Origin of the sequence: Cellulomonas xiejunii, assembly GCF_024508315.1 — a bacterium.
Classification (GTDB): domain Bacteria; phylum Actinomycetota; class Actinomycetes; order Actinomycetales; family Cellulomonadaceae; genus Cellulomonas; species Cellulomonas xiejunii.
The window spans coordinates 869315-886578 of the sequence record NZ_CP101987.1; the positions used below are offsets into that span (position 1 = coordinate 869315).

General features: G+C 74.1%; 10 protein-coding genes and 1 pseudogene. 5 read left to right on the forward strand and 6 right to left on the reverse strand.

Annotated features, from left to right (window positions below; genetic code table 11):
• The first annotated feature begins 314 nt into the window (after positions 1-314).
• Positions 315-2462 carry a DEAD/DEAH box helicase gene (locus NP048_RS04200; protein ID WP_227578227.1) on the forward strand — a complete coding sequence of 716 codons (2148 nt, stop codon included), beginning with the start codon at positions 315-317 and terminating at the stop codon, positions 2460-2462.
• Between the two features lie 2 nt (positions 2463-2464).
• Here the strand turns inward: NP048_RS04200 and NP048_RS04205 are convergent.
• Positions 2465-3023, reverse strand: a pseudogene (locus NP048_RS04205) (DUF427 domain-containing protein).
• A 37-nt stretch (positions 3024-3060) separates the two neighbouring features.
• Between NP048_RS04205 and NP048_RS04210 the strand changes: the two are divergent.
• Complete coding sequence (locus NP048_RS04210) at positions 3061-3930, forward strand: L,D-transpeptidase (RefSeq protein ID WP_227578228.1); 870 nt, start codon at positions 3061-3063, stop codon at positions 3928-3930.
• 16 nt (positions 3931-3946) lie between these two features.
• Here the strand turns inward: NP048_RS04210 and NP048_RS04215 are convergent, their stop codons facing one another.
• From NP048_RS04215 to NP048_RS04225, 3 genes are all read right to left on the reverse strand, one after another.
• Positions 3947-5161, reverse strand: a complete 1215-nt coding sequence (locus NP048_RS04215; protein ID WP_227578229.1) for an RNA polymerase sigma factor — start codon at positions 5159-5161, stop codon at positions 3947-3949.
• Positions 5158-5535 (reverse strand): YciI family protein, encoded by a 378-nt coding sequence (locus NP048_RS04220; protein ID WP_227578230.1) that lies wholly within the window; start codon positions 5533-5535, stop codon positions 5158-5160. Before NP048_RS04220 ends, NP048_RS04215 begins: the two co-directional genes overlap by 4 nt.
• A gap of 116 nt (positions 5536-5651) precedes the next feature.
• On the reverse strand, positions 5652-7526 hold the full coding sequence (locus NP048_RS04225) for a glycoside hydrolase family 15 protein (RefSeq protein ID WP_227578231.1): 1875 nt from the start codon (positions 7524-7526) through the stop codon (positions 5652-5654).
• Positions 7527-7602: 76 nt separating this feature from the next.
• Between NP048_RS04225 and NP048_RS04230 the strand changes: the two genes are divergently transcribed.
• Together NP048_RS04230 and arr are read left to right on the forward strand one after the other, a co-directional pair.
• The gene (locus NP048_RS04230; protein WP_227578232.1) at positions 7603-8166 is read left to right on the forward strand and encodes a DUF4334 domain-containing protein; all 564 of its coding nucleotides are present in this window, start codon (positions 7603-7605) and stop codon (positions 8164-8166) included.
• A gap of 46 nt (positions 8167-8212) precedes the next feature.
• A complete protein-coding gene (gene arr, locus NP048_RS04235) occupies positions 8213-8632 on the forward strand; it encodes an NAD(+)--rifampin ADP-ribosyltransferase (protein WP_227578233.1) in 420 nt (139 codons plus the stop codon).
• A 22-nt stretch (positions 8633-8654) separates the two neighbouring features.
• Here arr and NP048_RS04240 read toward each other — a convergent pair whose 3' ends face one another.
• Positions 8655-8819, reverse strand: a complete 165-nt coding sequence (locus NP048_RS04240; RefSeq protein ID WP_227578234.1) for a hypothetical protein — start codon at positions 8817-8819, stop codon at positions 8655-8657.
• A gap of 38 nt (positions 8820-8857) precedes the next feature.
• Positions 8858-10660 (reverse strand): thiamine pyrophosphate-requiring protein, encoded by a 1803-nt coding sequence (locus NP048_RS04245; protein ID WP_227578235.1) that lies wholly within the window; start codon positions 10658-10660, stop codon positions 8858-8860.
• Positions 10661-10914: 254 nt separating this feature from the next.
• Here NP048_RS04245 and NP048_RS04250 point away from each other — a divergent pair, with 254 nt between their 5' ends.
• Positions 10915-17238 (forward strand): prealbumin-like fold domain-containing protein, encoded by a 6324-nt coding sequence (locus NP048_RS04250; RefSeq protein ID WP_256769444.1) that lies wholly within the window; start codon positions 10915-10917, stop codon positions 17236-17238.
• The last annotated feature ends 26 nt before the right edge of the window (positions 17239-17264 follow it).

Here is a 17264-nt window from a genome sequence, read left to right on the forward strand (position 1 = left end):
ACACGGCTGCCAGGTACTCGGCGGTAGGCTTTTGCTCAGCTGGTGATGGAGCAGGGCCAGGACCGTGCCGCGTGATCGTTCACGGAGGCGTCCGGCCGAGTGGCACCACCGGCGTCAGCACGGACCCGTAGGCGCGCGCACGGGGGAAGCTGCGCGGTCGCACGGCGCGCTCACCCGCAGGAGCTCACGCCCCGTCGGCCCCGGGCGCACTGCCCGGCGGTACCGGGCACCGCCCCGGCGCGACCGGTCCTGGCTGGGTGGGGCATGGCGTGCCGGACCGCGGACGCGGTGCGGACGGGCGCGAAGGAGGAGATGTGGCACGAGCAGGCCAGCGCGGCTCCGGCCGCGGACGCAGCGACGCCGGCGCGCAGCGCCGCCGTGCTCCGCGTCCCAGCGAGCAGGGGATCATCCCGGTGCTCGCCGGGCTTGCCCGTGAGGTCGACGGTGCGGTGCAGCGGCCTCCGACCCGTGCCGCCGTGCGCACGAAGTTCCAGGTCGTCGCGCTGATCGTGCGCGAGGAGCGCGCCCGGGTCATGGCGGACGCCACCCTCTCGCAGGCGCGGCGCGCGGAGCAGCTCAAGCGGCTCGACGGCGTCGCGACCCAGCTGGCGAGGACCGCCGCCCGCGACACCTCGCTGCTCGAGCTGCTGACGGACGAGGCCCGCGTCTCGGACGCGGCACGCGCGTACAAGGCCACCGTGATGCGCGCCGGGGGCCTGGAGCCGCCCGAGGAGCCCGAGCCCGCCCCGCCGCCGCCGCCCGTCCCCGGCGTGGAGAAGCGGGTGGTGCCGCAGTCCGTGATCTCGCGTCGGCTGGCGAACCCGTTCCTCGCCCCCGACTTCGAGGCGGCGGCCCAGCGGGTGGTCGCACGGCCCCGTCGGCTCGCCGGCTGGGAGCTGCTCGAACCGCTCTTCAGCTCCTTCGAGGACGCCACCCCGGGCGCACCCGCGTGCATGGCACTCCCCGAGCCGCGCTTCGTGCCCACGCCCCCCGGCCGCGAGCTCATGCCGCACCAGGCGCAGGTCGTCGCGGCCGCCGTCCGCGGCCACCGCACGTTCCTGCTCGCCGACGAGCCCGGGCTCGGCAAGACGGCCCAGGCGCTGCTCGCCGCCCAGGCCGCCGACGCGTTCCCCCTCCTCGTCGTCGTCCCCAACGTGGTGAAGACGAACTGGGCGCACGAGGTCGGGCTGTGGGTCCCGCTGCGGCGGGCCACGGTCGTCCACGGCGACGGTGACGACGTCGACGCGTTCGCGGACGTCGTCATCGTCAACTACGACATCCTCGACCGGCACGTCGGGTGGCTCGGCGACCACGGCTTCCGCGGGATGGTCGTCGACGAGGCGCACTTCATCAAGAACACGAGCTCGCAGCGCTCCAAGCACGTCCTGGCGCTGTCCGAGCGGATCCGCGCCCGCATGGCGCGGCCGTTGCTGATGGCGCTGACCGGCACGCCGCTGATCAACGACATCGAGGACTTCCGCGCCATCTGGCAGTTCCTCGGCTGGATCGACGAGACCAAGCCGCTGGGTGCGCTGATGACGGCGCTCGAGGACACGGGCCTGACCCCGGCCGACCGCGGGTTCTCCGCCGCGGCGCGCGCCGCGGTCATCGACATGGGCATCGTGCGTCGCCGCAAGGCCGACGTGGTCGCCGACATCCCGGCGCGCCGCGTCGCGGACCTGCCCGTCGAGCTCGACGGCGCCGTCGGGCGCTCGATCCGCGCCGCCGAGGCCGTGCTCGCCCAGCGGCTGGTCAGCCGCTACCGGGCCGCGCTCGAGGCACGCGGGGGCGACACCGCCGTCGACGGCGTCGACCTGGACCTCGCACGTCGCGTCGCCGCCTCCGAGCTCAAGGACTCCAGCTCGAAGGCGGGTGGCGAGAACGTCTTCACGATGGTCCGCCGCATCGGCCAGGCCAAGGCCGGGCTGGCCGCGGACTACGCCGCACAGCTCGCCCGCAACGTCGGCAAGGTCGTGTTCTTCGCCAAGCACATCGACGTCATGGACCACGCCGAGAAGACGTTCGCGGAACGCGGCATCCGCTACGCCTCGATCCGCGGCGACCAGACGCCGCGGACGCGCGCCAAGAACGTCAAGGCGTTCGTCGAGGACCCCGAGGTCTCGATCGCGGTGTGCTCCCTCATGGCCGCCGGCGTCGGGCTGAACCTGCAGGTCGCGTCCAACCTCGTGCTGGCCGAGCTGTCATGGACCGACGCCGAGCAGACGCAGGCGATCGACCGGATCCACCGGATCGGCCAGGACGAGCCGGTCACCGCGTGGCGCATCATCGCGGCGCAGACCATCGACGCCCGGATCGCCGAGCTCATCGACAGCAAGTCCGGGCTGGCCGCCCGGGCGCTGGACGGTGCGAGCGAGGAGGACTCGCAGGGGTCGTCGGACGTGCAGCTCGACGCGCTGGTGGGGCTGCTCACCGACGCGCTGGCGGGCGACGCAGTGGTCTGAGGTCACCAGCCTCGCGTGCCGCTGCCGCCCTTGAACGGCCCGACGACCCGGCTGGTGCGCCACCCGCCGTAGAAGTCGCCCTCCTGGGGCTGGACCCGCTCGCCGTCGACGGTGCAGGTCAGCCCGTCGGGGTAGAGGGCGACGTGGTCCGCGAGGGCCTCGTACCCGGGTGCGGGGTGCGGGTAGCCCCAGGCGGCCCGTGGCCGGACGACGCGGCGGCCCATGTCGTCGGTCCCGACCACGTCGTAGTAGACGGCGCGGCCCTTGAACTCGCAGAACGTCGTCGGCCCCTCGGCGGGTACCAGCGCGCCCTCGGCCACGTCGGCGAGCGGGAGGTAGTACGTCGGCGGGTGCGAGGGTCTCCAGGACGCGCACCGCCCGGCGGGTGTCGGCGACGACCGTCGCGCCGAGGACCACCCGGACGTGCTCGTCGCTCGGCACCACCGCCGGCGGGCGCGGGTAGTCCCACACGGACTCCTGGCCCGGGCCGGGCACGGTCGCGGTACGGCCGCCCGGCGGTGCGGTCCGCGGGCGCCACCCGCTGCTGCTCTGGGTTCCCATCGTTCCAGTGTCGACCGGCATCCCCCACCATGGTGGCGTGAGGACGCGCAGATGGACCCGGTTGACGGTCGCTGCGGTGCTGGGGGCGGTCGTGGTCGCCGGCTGCACGCCGACGCCCCCCGAGACCGTCGTCGTCCGCGCGCCCGTCGACGCTCCCAAGGCGGCTGTCCCCGCACCCCCGACGCTCGCGCCCGTCGACCTGTCGAGCTTGCCGGTCGCCGAGCCCCGCAACCTCGTCCCCGGGCTGCCCGGCACGGACGGCCTCGAGCAGCGCCGCAACGACGACCCCGCGCTCGGCACCTGGCAGACCGCGTCCGTCCTGCGTGACACCGCCGGGTACGACGCGCCGTACGGCACGCCGGTCGCCACCGTGCCCGCCGTGACGCTCGACGTGGCGACCGTGCTGCCCGTGATCGACCAGCGCGGGGGATGGCTGCGGGTGCTCGTCGCGACACGCAGCGCGCTGCCCAGCCAGGACGTGTCGCAGGTGAACGGGCGCAGCGTGTGGATCCGCGCGGACGACACCGCGCCGCTGGGGACGGACTGGCGGCTGCACCTGGACCTCGCGGCGCTGACCCTCACGATCGACGACGGCACCACGACCAGCACGGTCCCCGTGAGGGCCGTCGGGGCGCCGGGGACCCCGACGCCGGCCGTGCCGCAGTTCGTCGTCGGGTCGCAGTGGGAGCAGCCCGGCACGCCCACGCCGCGCGTGCTGCTGCTGTCCAGCCAGAGCGAGACCATCGACGTCTACGACGGGGCGACGGGGACGTCGGCCACCGCGATCCACACGAGCCCGTTCGCGGCCTCCGGGCCGATCTCCAACGGGTGCATCCGGGTGAGCGAGGAGGTGCTGGACCTGCTGTGGGACAAGGTGCCCCCCGGCACGGTGCTCACAGTGGCCTGAGGCGCCGTCGCGCGCGTCACGTGCCGCGCTGCGCCGCCGCCCGAGCGGTGAGGTACGCGCGCACGTCGGGGTCGTCCGCCAGCTCCGCCGCCCGTCGGAAGGCCGCGGCCGCCGGCACCCCGTGCCCGGCCCGGGCCAGCAGGTCGGCGCGGGTCGCCCACCACGGCTGGAACGCGGGCGACGGCTCGGGCGGCAGCGCGGCCAGGCCCGCGTCCGCGCCCTGGAGCCGGCCGACCACCGCCGCCAGCGCGACCCGCCCGCCCAGGCTCGGCGCGACCGCGTCGAGCGCGACGTAGAGGGTGCGCCGCGCCGCCCAGTCGGTGCGGCCGGTCCGACGCCGGTCGGCGTGCACCGCCTGGATCGCCGCCTCCAGGCGGAACCGCCCGGGCACTGCGGGCCGCTGCGCGCGCCGCAGCAGCGCCTCGCCCTCCGCGAGGAGGTCCGCGTCCCACGTCGCGGGGTCCTGCTCGTCGAGCGGCACGAACGCACCCGGTGGCTGGCGGCGGGCGAGCGAGAGGGTCACGAGCGCCGCGAGCGACCACGCCTCGGGCTCGTCGCCCAGCAGAGCCGCGAGCACCAGCGCCAGGTGCCGGGCCTCACCCGCGAGGTCGTGCGCGCCCTGCCGCCAGGTCACCGCGGCGCAGGCGTAGACCGCCTCCAGCACGGGCGGCAGGCGCTCGGCCATGGCGGAGCGATCCGGGACGGTGAACGGGACCCGGGCCCGGGCGATCCTGCGCTTGGCCCGCACGAGGCGCTGCTGCATCGCCGCCGGTGACACCGCGAACGCGGTGGCGACCTGCGCCGAGCCCAGCCCGAGCACCGTCTGCAGCATCAGCGGCGTGCGGGCGTCCGGCGCGATGGCGGGGTGCGCGCACACGAACAGCAGCGCGAGGCGACGATCCGGGATGGCCGCCGGGTCGACGTCCGCCAGCGGGTCCTCGTGGAGCAGGCCGGCGCTCGCGGCGTCGTCGGGGAGCGCGGCCGTGCGGCGGTGCGCCGCCGAGCGCCACACGTCACGGATGCGGTTGCGGGCCACGGTCAGCAGCCAGGCGTCGGGGGTGCGCGGCACGCCGTCGTCCGGCCACCGCGTCAGTGCCTGCTCGAACGCGTCCGCGAGGGCGTCCTCGGCCAGCGCGAGGTCCCCGGACTGCGCCGCGAGCAGCGCGACGAGCCGGCCGTACGAGTCGCGGGCGGCGCGCTCGGCGGCCGCCCGCGCCCGTGCGGCGCTCACGCGTTGGGTGTCCAGACGCCGTCCACGGTGTACAGCGCGCCGGGACGCACCTCGACGGCTCCCCACGAGACCCCCGGGGCCCGGCGGGCGAGCTCGATCGCCGCGTCGAGGTCGGGGACGTCGACGACGAACGTGCCGCCGAGCTGCTCCTTGGTGTCCGCGAAGGGCCCGTCCTGCACCTGCAGCACGCCGTCGACCGTGCGCAGCGTGGTCGTGCTCGACGACGGCTGCAGCACCTCGGCGCCGATCAGGGCGCCGGCGGCCTGCAACGTCGCGGCGTAGGCGGTGAACTCGCGCTCACCCTCGGCCCACGCGTCCTCGCCCATCGACTCGGGCGTCATCTCGGGGTAGTGCAGCAGGATCGTGTAGCGCATGGCGTCCTCCTCGGACGGTCGTGTCGTCGCCCCGCGCCGGCACGGTGCCGGTCGACGGTGGGCCGTGGTGGCCGCACACCCTCATGACGGTCTCGCGTCCGCCCGGCAGACACCCGTCATCGGCGCCTGTTCCCCGCCGCGATGGCGTCCGCCGCACGGATCAGGCCCAGGTGGCTGAACGCCTGCGGGAAGTTGCCGATGAGCCGCCCGGCACCCGTGTCGTACTCCTCGCTGAGCAGGCCCAGGTCGTTCGCGTAACCGACGAGCTGGTCCATGAGCGCCCGCGCGTCGTCGAGCCGGCCGCTGCGCGCGTACTGCTCGACGAGCCAGAAGTTGCAGATGAGGAACGGGTGCTCGTCGCCGGCGAGACCGTCCATGCCGGTGTCCGTGCGGTAGCGGTGCACGAGCCCGTGCTCGTCGCGCAGCTCGGACTCGATGCGCGCGACGGTGCCGAGCATGCGCGGGTCGTCGGGCGCGAGGTAGCCCGTGTGCGGCAGCTGCAGCAGGGACGCGTCGACCTCGGGCCGGCCGTAGGTCTGGGTGAAGCTGCCGAGGGCCGGGTCGTACCCGTTCTCGTCGATCTCCTGACGGAGCCAGTCCCGCAGCTGGCGCCACCGGTCGACGGGGCCGGCCAGGCCGTGGTTCTCGACCGCCCGGACGCCACGGTCGAACGCCGCCCACATCATCACGCGCCCGTGGGTGAAGTGGCGGGGCTCGCCCCGGGTCTCCCAGATGCCGTAGTCCTTGCGGTCGAAGTTGGTCTCGCAGAACCGCAGCAGGCCCCTCTGCAGACCCCACGAGTACTCGTTCTCCGCGACGCCCTGGTCGCGGAGCAGCGCGAGCGCGATCATGACCTCGCCCACCACGTCGGCCTGGTACTGCTGGGCCGCGTCGTTGCCGATGCGCACCGGCCGGGAGCCCTCGTAGCCGGCCAGGTGGTCGAGGGTCTTCTCCGTGAGCTCGCGCTCGCCTGCGAGGCCGTAGAGGACCCGGACGTCGTCGGTGTCGCCCGCGATCGCCCGCAGGAGCCAGTCACGCCACACGCCTGCGCGCTGCGCATGCCCGTAGGTCACGACGACCTCGATCATCAGGGCGTTGTCCCGCAGCCACACGTACCGGTAGTCCCAGTTGCGGCTGCCTCCCGGGTCCTCGGGCAACGACGTGGTGGGGGCGGCGATGACGCCCCCGGTGCGCTTGTGCGTCAGCGCGCGCAGCACCAGGAACGAGCGCACGACCAGCGGGCCGTAGTCCGTGCGCACCGTGACGCGTGACGACCAGCTCGTCCAGAAGGCGATCGTCTCGGCCAGCGACTGGACCGCGTCCAGCGGCTCGGGTGGCTCCTCGTACGACGGGACCGCCGTCAGGCTCCACGCCAGCGACTGGCCCGCCGTCATGCCGAACCGGGCCGTCAGCCGGGGCGTGCGCGCACCGCCGCCGTGGGCCGCCCGGTGCTTCGGGTCGCGCCGCTCGGTCCCTCGGGCGCGGTCCTCCTGGCGCACGGCTTCGTGCCCCTTGGCCGACGCCAGCAGCGGACCGTTGAGGACCAGTCCTTCCGGGCCGGCGAGGGACAGCAGCGCCCGTTCGCCCGCGTGGTCCACGACGCGCACCCACGGGATCGCGCGGGCGTAGTCGAATCGCAGGCGCAGGTCGTGCTCGATCTCGACCGTGCCCTCGAGGCACTCGACGCGGCGCACGAGGTCGCTGCGGTCGGTGACGATCGGCAGGAAGTCCGTCACCCGCGCTCGACCGGTCGGCGTGCGCCACGTCGTCTCCAGGACGAACGTGTGGGGCAGGTACCGCCACTCGACGACCTCGCCGTCCACCGCCGACAGGCGCCAGCGCCCGTCGTCGGGCCCGCCCAGCAACGCCGAGAAGACCGCGGGGGAGTCGTAACGCGGCAGGCAGAGCCAGTCCACGCTGCCGTCGCGCGACACCAACGGCCCGGTGGACAGGTTGGACAGCAGCGCGTAGTCCTCGAGCGGAGTGCTCACGCTTCCCTTCTACCTGCTCGCGCAGCGGACCGCAGGACGGCGTAAGTTGCCAGCACCGCCGGGGAGGTGCCGCAGCATGCCGATCGAGCCGTCCGACGCCGTGCGCCGCCTGCGCACCCTGGAGCGGGGGACGACGCCCGAGGCGGCTCTGGCGCTGTTCGACGACCTGCCGCCGCTGACCGTCGGTGACCTGCTCGGCCGCTGGGCGGGCCGCGGGCTGCCGACCGGTCACCCGTTCGACGGGCTGCTGGAGCGGCTCGGCTGGCACGGCAAGGTGATGCGCTCGTCCGAGGACGTCCACCCGCTGGTGTTCCAGGGGCCGCAGGGTCGGCTCGTGAGCATCACGCCGGCGTGGTTGCCCATGGGGGCCGCCCTTCGGGTCGCCCCCGCCGTGCCGCACGGGCTCGCGGCGGCGGCCTTCCGCGCCGTCCGCCCCGTCATCACGACGACGCGGCCGCAGGCCCGGCTGCGCCAGGTCGAGCACCGCGGCGTGACGAGCGCCGCGATGGTCTACGACCGGCTGCCGGTGATCGACGTGTTCCGCCGCGTCGACGACCGCACCGCCCTGGGTGTCATGGACGTGCGGGACGACCCGCAGCCGTACGTCTTCGTGCTGGAGCGCGCCGACCCGCCGCAGTAGCGTGGACGCCGTCGTCCAGCCCGCCCGCACCCCGAGGAGCCCACGGATGGCCGATCACCGCCCGTCAGCCGTCGACGACGACGGCCCGTTCTTCCACGGCACGAAGGCGGACCTCGCGGTCGGGGACCTGCTCGTGCCCGGCCGCCGGTCGAACTTTGCCGAGCGCGCAGCGAACCACGTCTACCTCACGGCGACGCTCGACGCCGCGACGTGGGGTGCCGAGCTCGCGGCCGGCGAGGGACCCGGGCGCATCTACCGCGTCGAGCCGACGGGCCCGATCGAGGACGACCCGAACCTCACCGACCAGCGGTTCCCCGGCAACCCGACGCGCTCGTACCGCACGCGCGAGCCCGTGCGCGTTGTCGACGAGGTCGTCGAGTGGACGCCGCACGCCCCGGAGGTCCTGCAGCACATGCAGGACCATCTGGCCGAGCTCGAGCGGCAGGGCGTCGTCGCCGACGACTGAGCGGGTCAGCGACGCGGCGCGGTCACCCCGCGTCGGAGCGTCCCTCCTCGTCGGGCTCCTCGGCGGACGTGTCGACCGGGTCCTGGTTGACATCGGCCTCGTTGGGGCCGGTGCCTGTGGGCGCGTGCTCCTGCCCGTCGCCGTGCGTCGGCGTCCCGGGGGACGCGGGACCGGGGTTCTCGCTCATCGTTCCTCCTTCATCCGGCGACGGAGGGTCCGTCGCGTTCACGCGTCGTGCTCGCGGGACAGACCCGTCGGGTCGTCCGCGCGCTCGCCCGCCCGCTGTGCGTCGAGCTGACGCAGCGCGTTCTCCGGGAGCGGCTCCTGCGCCAGGCCGCGGCGCATCTGCTCGATCTGCGAGGCCTGGGCCCGTGGCGGCAGCAGGGGGGTGTCGCGGTCCACCACGGCGTGCACGACGCACGGCCGCCGGGCGGCCCAGGCCGTGCGCCAGGCCTCGGTGACGTCCTGCGGGCGTGACACGCGGACGGCGGCCAGGCCCAGCAGCTCGGCGTAGTCCGCGTACGGGAACGCCGGGACGTCCTGCGAGACGTCGAACCGCGGGTCGCCCTCCATCTCGCGCTGCTCCCACGTGACCTCGGCGAGGTCGCCGTTGTCGAGCACGAGGACGACGAACCGCGGGTCCGCCCAGTCGCGCCAGCGGTGCGCGACGGTGACGAGCTCGTTGATGCCGTTCATCAGCATCGCGCCGTCACCCGCCAGCGCGACGACGGGCCGGTCGGGGTGCAGCAGCTTGGCGGCGATCCCGTAGGGCATCGCGGAGCCCATCGAGGCCAGGGTGCTCGACAGGTGCGCCGGGACGCCCGGCGGCAGCCGTAGGTACCGCGCGTACCAGTACGTCACCGAACCCACGTCGACGGCGACCTGCGCGTCGGCGGGCAGGTGCTCGGACAGCTCGTGCAGCAGGAGCTGGGGGTTCAGCGGCTCGGCGGGGGTGGCGATGCGCTCGGCCGCGATGTGGTGCCACGAGGCGACGGCCTGGGTGACCTCCGCACGCCACGGGCCCGAGCGCTGCGGCAGCCGGGGCAGGAGTGCGTCGAGCGTCGCGGCGGCGTCACCGGCCAGCGGCGCCTGCACCGGGTACTTGGCGCCGAGGTTGCGCGCGGCGACGTCGACCTGCACGGCCGTCGCCTGCCCGAGCGGCGGGTAGAACTCCGTCCACGGGTCGCTGCTGCCGACGATCAGCAGCGTGTCGCAGCGCGCCAGGAGGTCGGCGGACGCCGTGGTGCCGAGGTGGCCCATGACCCCGGCGTGCACGGGCAGGCCCTCGTCGAACAGCGGCTTGCCGAGCAGCGACGTGACGAGTCCGGCCCCCAGCCGCTCGACGACCTCCAGGACCTGCCGGGTGGCGCCGCGTGCGCCGCGTCCCGCGAGGACGACGACGCGCTCGCCGGCGGCGAGCAGCCGAGCGGCGTGGTCGAGGTCCTCGGCGGGCGGCACGCCGACGGTGCGGGAGACCGCGGGGGACGTGTGCACCAGGCCGTGCGCCTGCTGCGGCTCGGGCTGGTCGGCCTGCTGGACGTCGTGCGGCACGATCACGCACGTGGGGCTCGAGGTCGCCAGGGCGGTGCGCAGCGCGGCGTCGAGGACGGCGGGCAGCTGCTCGGGCGTCGTGACGGTCTGCACGTACTGCGCGCACACGTCCTTGAGCAGCACCGGCAGGTCGACCTCCTGCAGGTACCCGGTGCCCAGCGCGGTCGTCGCCACCTGGCCGACGATCGCCACGACCGGCGTGCGGTCGAGCTTCGCGTCGTACAGGCCGTTGAGCAGGTGCACCGCGCCGGGGCCCTGGGTCGCGAGGCACACGCCCACGCCGCCGGAGTACTTGGCGTGCCCCGTGGCCATGAACGCCGCCATCTCCTCGTGCCGCGCGGTGACGAGCTCGACGGCGCCGCCGGACCTGGCCAGCGCCGCCAGGAGCGGGTCGATGCCGTCACCGGCATAGCCGAAGACCCGCTCGACGCCCCACTCCTGCAGGCGCTCCACGATCCCGTCCGCCACCGTCGTCATCGCGCGCCTCCGCCTCGGTTGCTCGTCACCCGATCCTGGGCGCCCGGCGGACCGGACGCATCCGGGGCGGGTTCCGAGGGTGCCCGGTTCGTTCCGGGTGCCGCTTTTCCCGATCCGGGCGTACTGTCGGAATCGCGCCCTCGAAGGCGTCGTGCCTGAGCGACCGGGGGGACGCAATGGGGACCAGCTGGCGACGCCTGCGTCGAGTCGGGGCCGTGCTCGGGTCGGTGATGATGCTTCTCAGCCTCACCGGCGTGACCACGGCCCAGGGGAGCGGCCCGGCGGCTGTGCCGTTGGAGGTCCCCACCCCGACCGGGAACGAGGCCGTCATCACGGTCCGCGTCGGCGCGGACCGTGCGGGCACGACCGGTGTCACCGGCCTCGCAGGCGTCACGCTGCAGCTCTACGACGGGACCACGGCGCCGACCACACCGGTCGCGGCCGACTGGGCCACCTGCGTCTCCGACGCCGACGGGGACTGCAGCTTCGTCGTGCCCGACACCCAGGCCGGCCCGCGGGGCTGCACGGCGACCAGCGGGGCCAACTGCGACCGTCGGTTCTGGGTGGTGCAGACCGGAGTGCCCGAGGGGTTCACCGCGAACGACGCCCTGCGCACGGGCAACGGCGACGGCAGCGGGTCGCAGGTGACCGCGTACCAGTTCCGCACCGGGCGCTACCTGCGGGCCGGCACCACGTACACCTCCCAGTCCGACTTCATGGTGGGGACGGGCAGCACGACCCGGACCGCGTCGGGCGGCACGTGGCAGCAGTCCCGCGTCAACCCGGCCCCGTTGCAGCAGTGCGGGATCAACGTGGCGCTCGTCCTCGACCTGTCGGGGTCGGTGACGTCCTCGCAGCTCGTCGACCTGAAGGCCGCGGCGGACACGTTCGTCGACTCGCTCGTCGGCACACCGTCGGGGATGGCGCTGTTCTCCTTCTCCACGGTGACCCCTGCCGAGGGCGCGACGCAGAACTACCCCGGCGTGGTCGAGGTCTCGACGCAGGCAGGTGCGGATCAGTTCAAGTCCCGCTACGCCTCGTGGACCGCAGGCGGTGGCACGAACTGGGACCGGGGGCTCGCCGCCGTGGCCGAGGCCACCGGGGCGTACGACCTGGCGGTCGTCATCACCGACGGCGACCCCACGCTGTACTCGCAGCCGTCGCAGGGGCCGGGCAACTTCACGCGCCTGCGCGAGATGGAGAACGGGATCTTCTCGGCCAACGAGGTGAAGAACGAGGGCACCCGCGTGCTGGCCGTCGGTGTGGGCGCCGGCGTGGGTGACGCCGCCACGGCTCGCAACCTCGCGGCGATCTCGGGTCCCACGGCCTACGACGGGTCGAACTCGTCGGTCGCCGACTACTACCAGGTCGCCGACTACACGGTCGTGGGCCAGGCTCTGCGCCAGCTCGCGCTCGGCGACTGCGCCGGGTCCCTGTCGGTGGTCAAGCAGCTGGTCGGTTCCGACGGTGACATCGCGAGTGCGACACCCGGCGGCGCCGGGTGGACCTTCGACGCGTCGACCGCCAGCCCCGGCGTCTCGCTGGCGACGCCGAGCGCGACGACGGACGCGAGCAGCGCGGTCAGCTTCCCCGTCACCTACGAGGGTGGGGTGACGGCCGGGACGATCGCGGTCCAGGAGCAGCCGCGGGCCGGCACGACCCTCTTCCCCGTCGAGGGTGTCAACGCCGTCTGCACCAACCTCGACACCGGGGAACCGGTACCTGCCACCAACGCCGAGCCGTCCGGGTTCAGCGTCGACGTGCCGAGCACCGCAGCCGTGAGCTGCACGGTCTACAACCAGGAGGCCGCGTCCGCGTCGGTCACCGTCGACAAGGAGTGGGTGGTCAACGGCGCGGCTCCGGTCCCGGAGGGCAACCAGCTGTCGGGGCTCACGTCGCAGCTCACGCTCACCGGGCCGCAGGACGCCGCCGCGACGCCGCAGTCCTGGCACGTGACGCGCACCGGGTACGTGGAGGGCGAGTCCGTCACGTTCGCCGAGGAGATCATCCTCGTCGCCCCGGACGTCGACCCCGACCTGTGCCAGGTCGAGGCCGCCGAGCTCGTCGCGGTCGACGGTCAGCCCCAGACGCCGGTGGACGTGCCTGCCGCCGGCTACCAGGCGACCCTGCACGAGGGCGCCAACTCCTACACGGTCCGCAACACCATCGTCTGCGAGTCGCGTCTGACGCTCGCCAAGGACGTGGTCGGCTCCGCCGACGCGAGCCTGTGGACCCTGTCCGCGCTGCCCGGGCCCGACACCCCTGCGGGGCAGCTGCCCGGCCCGACCGGTCAGGCCGGCAGCGCCCCCGTGACCGACCAGGTGGTCACCGCCGACGTCGTCTACCAGCTCGCGGAGTCGAACGGCCCCGCGACGTACCTGCAGGACGACCAGCGGACGAGCCTGGAGTCGAACCCGCTGTCGACCGGCTCGTGGAACTGCGTGCGCGTGGCCGCCGACGGGACCACGGTCCCCGGCTTCAACGACGGCCTCAACGGTGGTGTCAGCGTGCCGCTGGCCACGCGGGTGAGCTGCGCGGCGACCAACCGCACCGCGCAGATCGTGCTGGAGAAGGAGGTCGTGAACGACTCCGGCGGCACGGCCGTGGTGTCGGACTTCACGCTGCGGGCAGTGCCGAGCGCGACGCCGGCGGTCGCGGGACTCACGGACGTCGAGGTCACCGGGGCGACGCCGGAGAACGCCCAGGTGAACGAGATCCGGCCCGGGCACCCGTACGCGCTGAGCGAGACCGGCCCCGACGGGTACACGCTCACCGAGATCCGCTGCACCGTCAGCGGCACGGAGCAGGTGCTCACGGAGATCACCGTTCCGGCGGGGGAGACCGCCGTCTGCGTCTTCGTCAACGACGACGAGCCGGCGACCCTCACGCTGCGCAAGGTGGTCGAGGCCGGTGCCACCGGGGCCACGCAGACCCCGGCCGACTGGACCCTGACGGCGACGCCGCAGGGCGTCGCGGGGCAGGGCCCTGTCTCCGGGAACGGTGCGGACGGCGTCACCGCCGTGCAGGTGCTCCCGGGCGGGTACCAGCTCTCGGAGTCCACGGTCGCGGGCTTCGCCGCGGGGACGTGGGCCTGTGCGACGGCCGACGGGACCGCCGTCACCGTGACCGATGACGTCGTGGACCTGGTCGGCGGTGCGGACGTCACGTGCACCATCACGAACACCGCCCAGCCGTCGACGTTGACGCTGGTCAAGCAGGTCGTGAACGACGCGGGCGGCACGGCGACGGTCGCCGACTGGACGCTGACGGCGACCGGCCCCACCGCCGGGCTCAGCGGCGTGACAGGGGACGCGGCGGTCACCGACGCGACCGTGGCGATCGGCAGCTACACGCTGTCGGAGTCCGGACCGGCCGGGTACGCGGCCGGTGACTGGGCGTGCGCGACCGACGAGGCTGCCGTGCCGGTGACCGACGGTGCGGTGACGATCGGAGTCGGCCAGAACGTGACGTGCACGATCGTCAACACGGACCAGCCGGCGCTCCTGACGTTGCGCAAGGTCGTCGAGGCCGGCACGACCGGGGCGACGCAGACCCCGGCTGACTGGACGCTGACGGCCACCCCGCAGGGGATCACCGGGCAGGACCCGGTGTCCGGGGACGGCGAGGACGGCGTGACGGCCGTGGCCGTCTTCGCCGGTGGGTACGCGCTGTCGGAGTCGACCGTCGCCGGGTTCGGTGCGGGCGCGTGGGTGTGCGCGACCGCCGACGGCACGGCGGTTGGCGTCGCCGACGGCGTGGTGACGCTCGACAACGGTGCGGACGTCACGTGCACCATCGCGAACACCGCCCAGCCGTCGACGTTGACGCTGGTCAAGCAGGTCGTGAACGACGCGGGCGGCACGGCGACGGTCGCCGACTGGACGCTGACGGCGACCGGCCCGACTGCCGGGCTCAGCGGCGTGACAGGGGACGCGGCGGTCACCGACGCGACCGTGGCGATCGGCAGCTACACGCTGTCGGAGTCCGGACCGGCCGGGTACGCGGCCGGTGACTGGGCGTGCGCGACCGACGAGGCTGCCGTGCCGGTGGCCGACGGTGCGGTGACGATCGGAGTCGGCCAGAACGTGACGTGCACGATCGTCAACACGGACCAGCCGGCGCTGCTGACGCTGCGCAAGGTCGTCGAGGCCGGCACGACCGGGGCGACGCAGACGCCCGCCGACTGGACGCTGACGGCCGCCCCGCAGGGGATCACCGGGCAGAACCCGGTGTCCGGGGACGGCGAGGACGGCGTGACGGCCGAGGCGGTCTTCGCCGGTGGGTACGCGCTGTCGGAGTCGACCGTCGCCGGGTTCGGTGCGGGCGCGTGGGTGTGCGCGACGGCCGACGGCACGGCGGTCGGCGTCGCCGACGGCGTGGTGACGCTCGACAACGGTGCGGACGTCACCTGCACCATCACGAACACCGCCCAGCCGTCGACGTTGACGCTGGTCAAGCAGGTCGTGAACGATGCGGGCGGCACGGCGACGGTCGCCGACTGGACGCTGACGGCGACCGGCCCGACTGCCGGGCTCAGCGGCGTGACCGGGGACGCGGCGGTCACCGACGCGACCGTGGCGATCGGCAGCTACACGCTGTCGGAGTCCGGACCGGCCGGCTACGCGGCCGGTGACTGGGCGTGCGCGACCGACGAGGCTGCCGTGCCGGTGGCCGACGGTGCCGTGACGATCGAGCTCGGCCAGAACGTGACCTGCACGATCGTCAACACGGACCAGCCGGCGCTGCTGACGTTGCGCAAGGTCGTCGACGCCGGGACCACCGGTGCGACGCAGACACCCGCCGACTGGACCGTGCGGGCCGCGCCGGAGGGCATCGAGGGTCAGCAGATCGTCGAGGGCAACGGCGCCGACGGCGTGACGGCCGTGGAGGTCTTCGCCGGGACGTACGCCCTGTCGGAGTCGTTCGTCGACGGGTTCGACGCGGGGACCTGGACCTGTGAGGCGGCCAACGGTGACCCCGTGACCGTCGACCAGGGGTCGGTCACCCTCGCCAACGGCGCGGACGTGACGTGCTCGATCACGAACACGGCCCTCCCGGCCACGCTGACGCTCGCCAAGCTCGTCAACAACGACGACGGCGGCACGGCACAGCCGCGCGACGTGGTGCTCACCGCGACGGGGCCCGCCGAGACCCACACGGGCCTCACGGGCGACGACGAGATCACCACGGTGCCCGTCACGGTCGGCGACTACGTCCTGTCGGAGGGCGACCTGCCCGGGTACACGGCCGGTGACTGGACCTGCTCCACCGAGCAGGGCGAGGTCCCGGTCGACGAGAACAGCACGGTGTCCGTCGGCACCGGGCAGGACGTGGCGTGCTCCGTCCTCAACGAGGACCAGCCCGCGACGCTCACGCTGACGAAGGACGTCGGGAACGACCACGGCGGGACCGCCGAGCCCGCCGACTGGACGCTGACGGCAGCCGGACCGACCACGGTCACGGGGACCAGCGGCAGCGATGCCGTCACCGGTGCCGAGGTGAACGCGGGCGCGTACGCGCTGTCGGAGGCCGACGGCCCGGCGGACTACACCGCCGGCGCGTGGAGCTGCGAGGGCGGCTCGCTGTCCGGCAGCACGGTCACCGTGACCAACGGGGAGGACGTGACCTGCACGATCGTCAACACCTTCGACGCCCCGCGGCTGACGCTGGTCAAGGTCGTCCTCAACGAGCAGGGCGGCACCGCCGTCCCCGAGGACTGGACGCTGCGCGCAGCCGGACCCGAGACGGTCTCGGGTGCCACGCGCGGCGCGACCGTGACGGACGTCCCCGTGGAGCCCGGCCGGTACACCCTGTCCGAGCTGGACGGCCCCGAGGGGTACACCTCGGAGGGTTGGGAGTGCGAGGACGCGGACGGCCCGGTCGCGCTCGACGGCGACGTCGTGGACCTGGCAGCGGGCGACGCCACGACGTGCACCGTCACCAACACCGACCGCCAGGCGGGCGCCCGCTGGACCGCCTTCAAGATCAGCGACCCGCCGTCCGGCGAGGAAGTCGGCCCCGGGGACACGATCACCTACACGGTCGTCGCGACAGCGGTGGGGAACGCCTCCGTGGAAGGAGTGGTCGTCACCGACGACCTGTCCGAGGTGCTCAACTCCGCGACCCTCGTCCCGGGCAGCATCCAGGCCAGCACAGGCGATCCCGATCTGGTCGGGGACGAGCTGATCTGGCGCGTCGGCACGCTCGTCAGCGAGCAGACGCTGAGCTATAGCGTGCGGGTGGACGACGACGTCGACGGGGACGTGCTGACCAACGTCGTCACCGCGCCGGGCGCCGATCCCTGCATCACCGAGGATTCCGTCAGCGACGCCGGGCTCGTCACGACCCTGGCGGAGGTGGACCCCGCCGAGATCTGCCGGACGACCACGCACCCGACCCCGACCCTTCCCGGCGTGACGCCGAGCCCCACGACGACGCCGACCGGTGCGGGTGCGTCCGGGGGGTGGGCGCTGGCCACCACCGGTGCCACGAACCTGGGCCTGGGGGCCGCGGCGCTCGGGCTGCTGACGATCGGTGGTGCGCTGGCGAGCGCCGCCCGTCGACGTCGCCTGGGGTGACCCGACGGTCGCGACCTGACCGGGGA

What these genes read in the sequence shown, in the direction of transcription:
- NP048_RS04220 (WP_227578230.1), bottom strand. Translation starts at nt 5,535, where the DNA reads ATGCGCTACACGATCCTGCTGCACTACCCCGAGATGACGCCCGAGTCG.
- NP048_RS04240 (WP_227578234.1), bottom strand. Translation starts at nt 8,819, where the DNA reads ATGAGCGAGAACCCCGGTCCCGCGTCCCCCGGGACGCCGACGCACGGC.
- NP048_RS04245 (WP_227578235.1), bottom strand. Translation starts at nt 10,660, where the DNA reads ATGACGACGGTGGCGGACGGGATCGTGGAGCGCCTGCAGGAGTGGGGC.
- arr (WP_227578233.1), top strand. Translation starts at nt 8,213, where the DNA reads ATGGCCGATCACCGCCCGTCAGCCGTCGACGACGACGGCCCGTTCTTC.
- NP048_RS04230 (WP_227578232.1), top strand. Translation starts at nt 7,603, where the DNA reads ATGCCGATCGAGCCGTCCGACGCCGTGCGCCGCCTGCGCACCCTGGAG.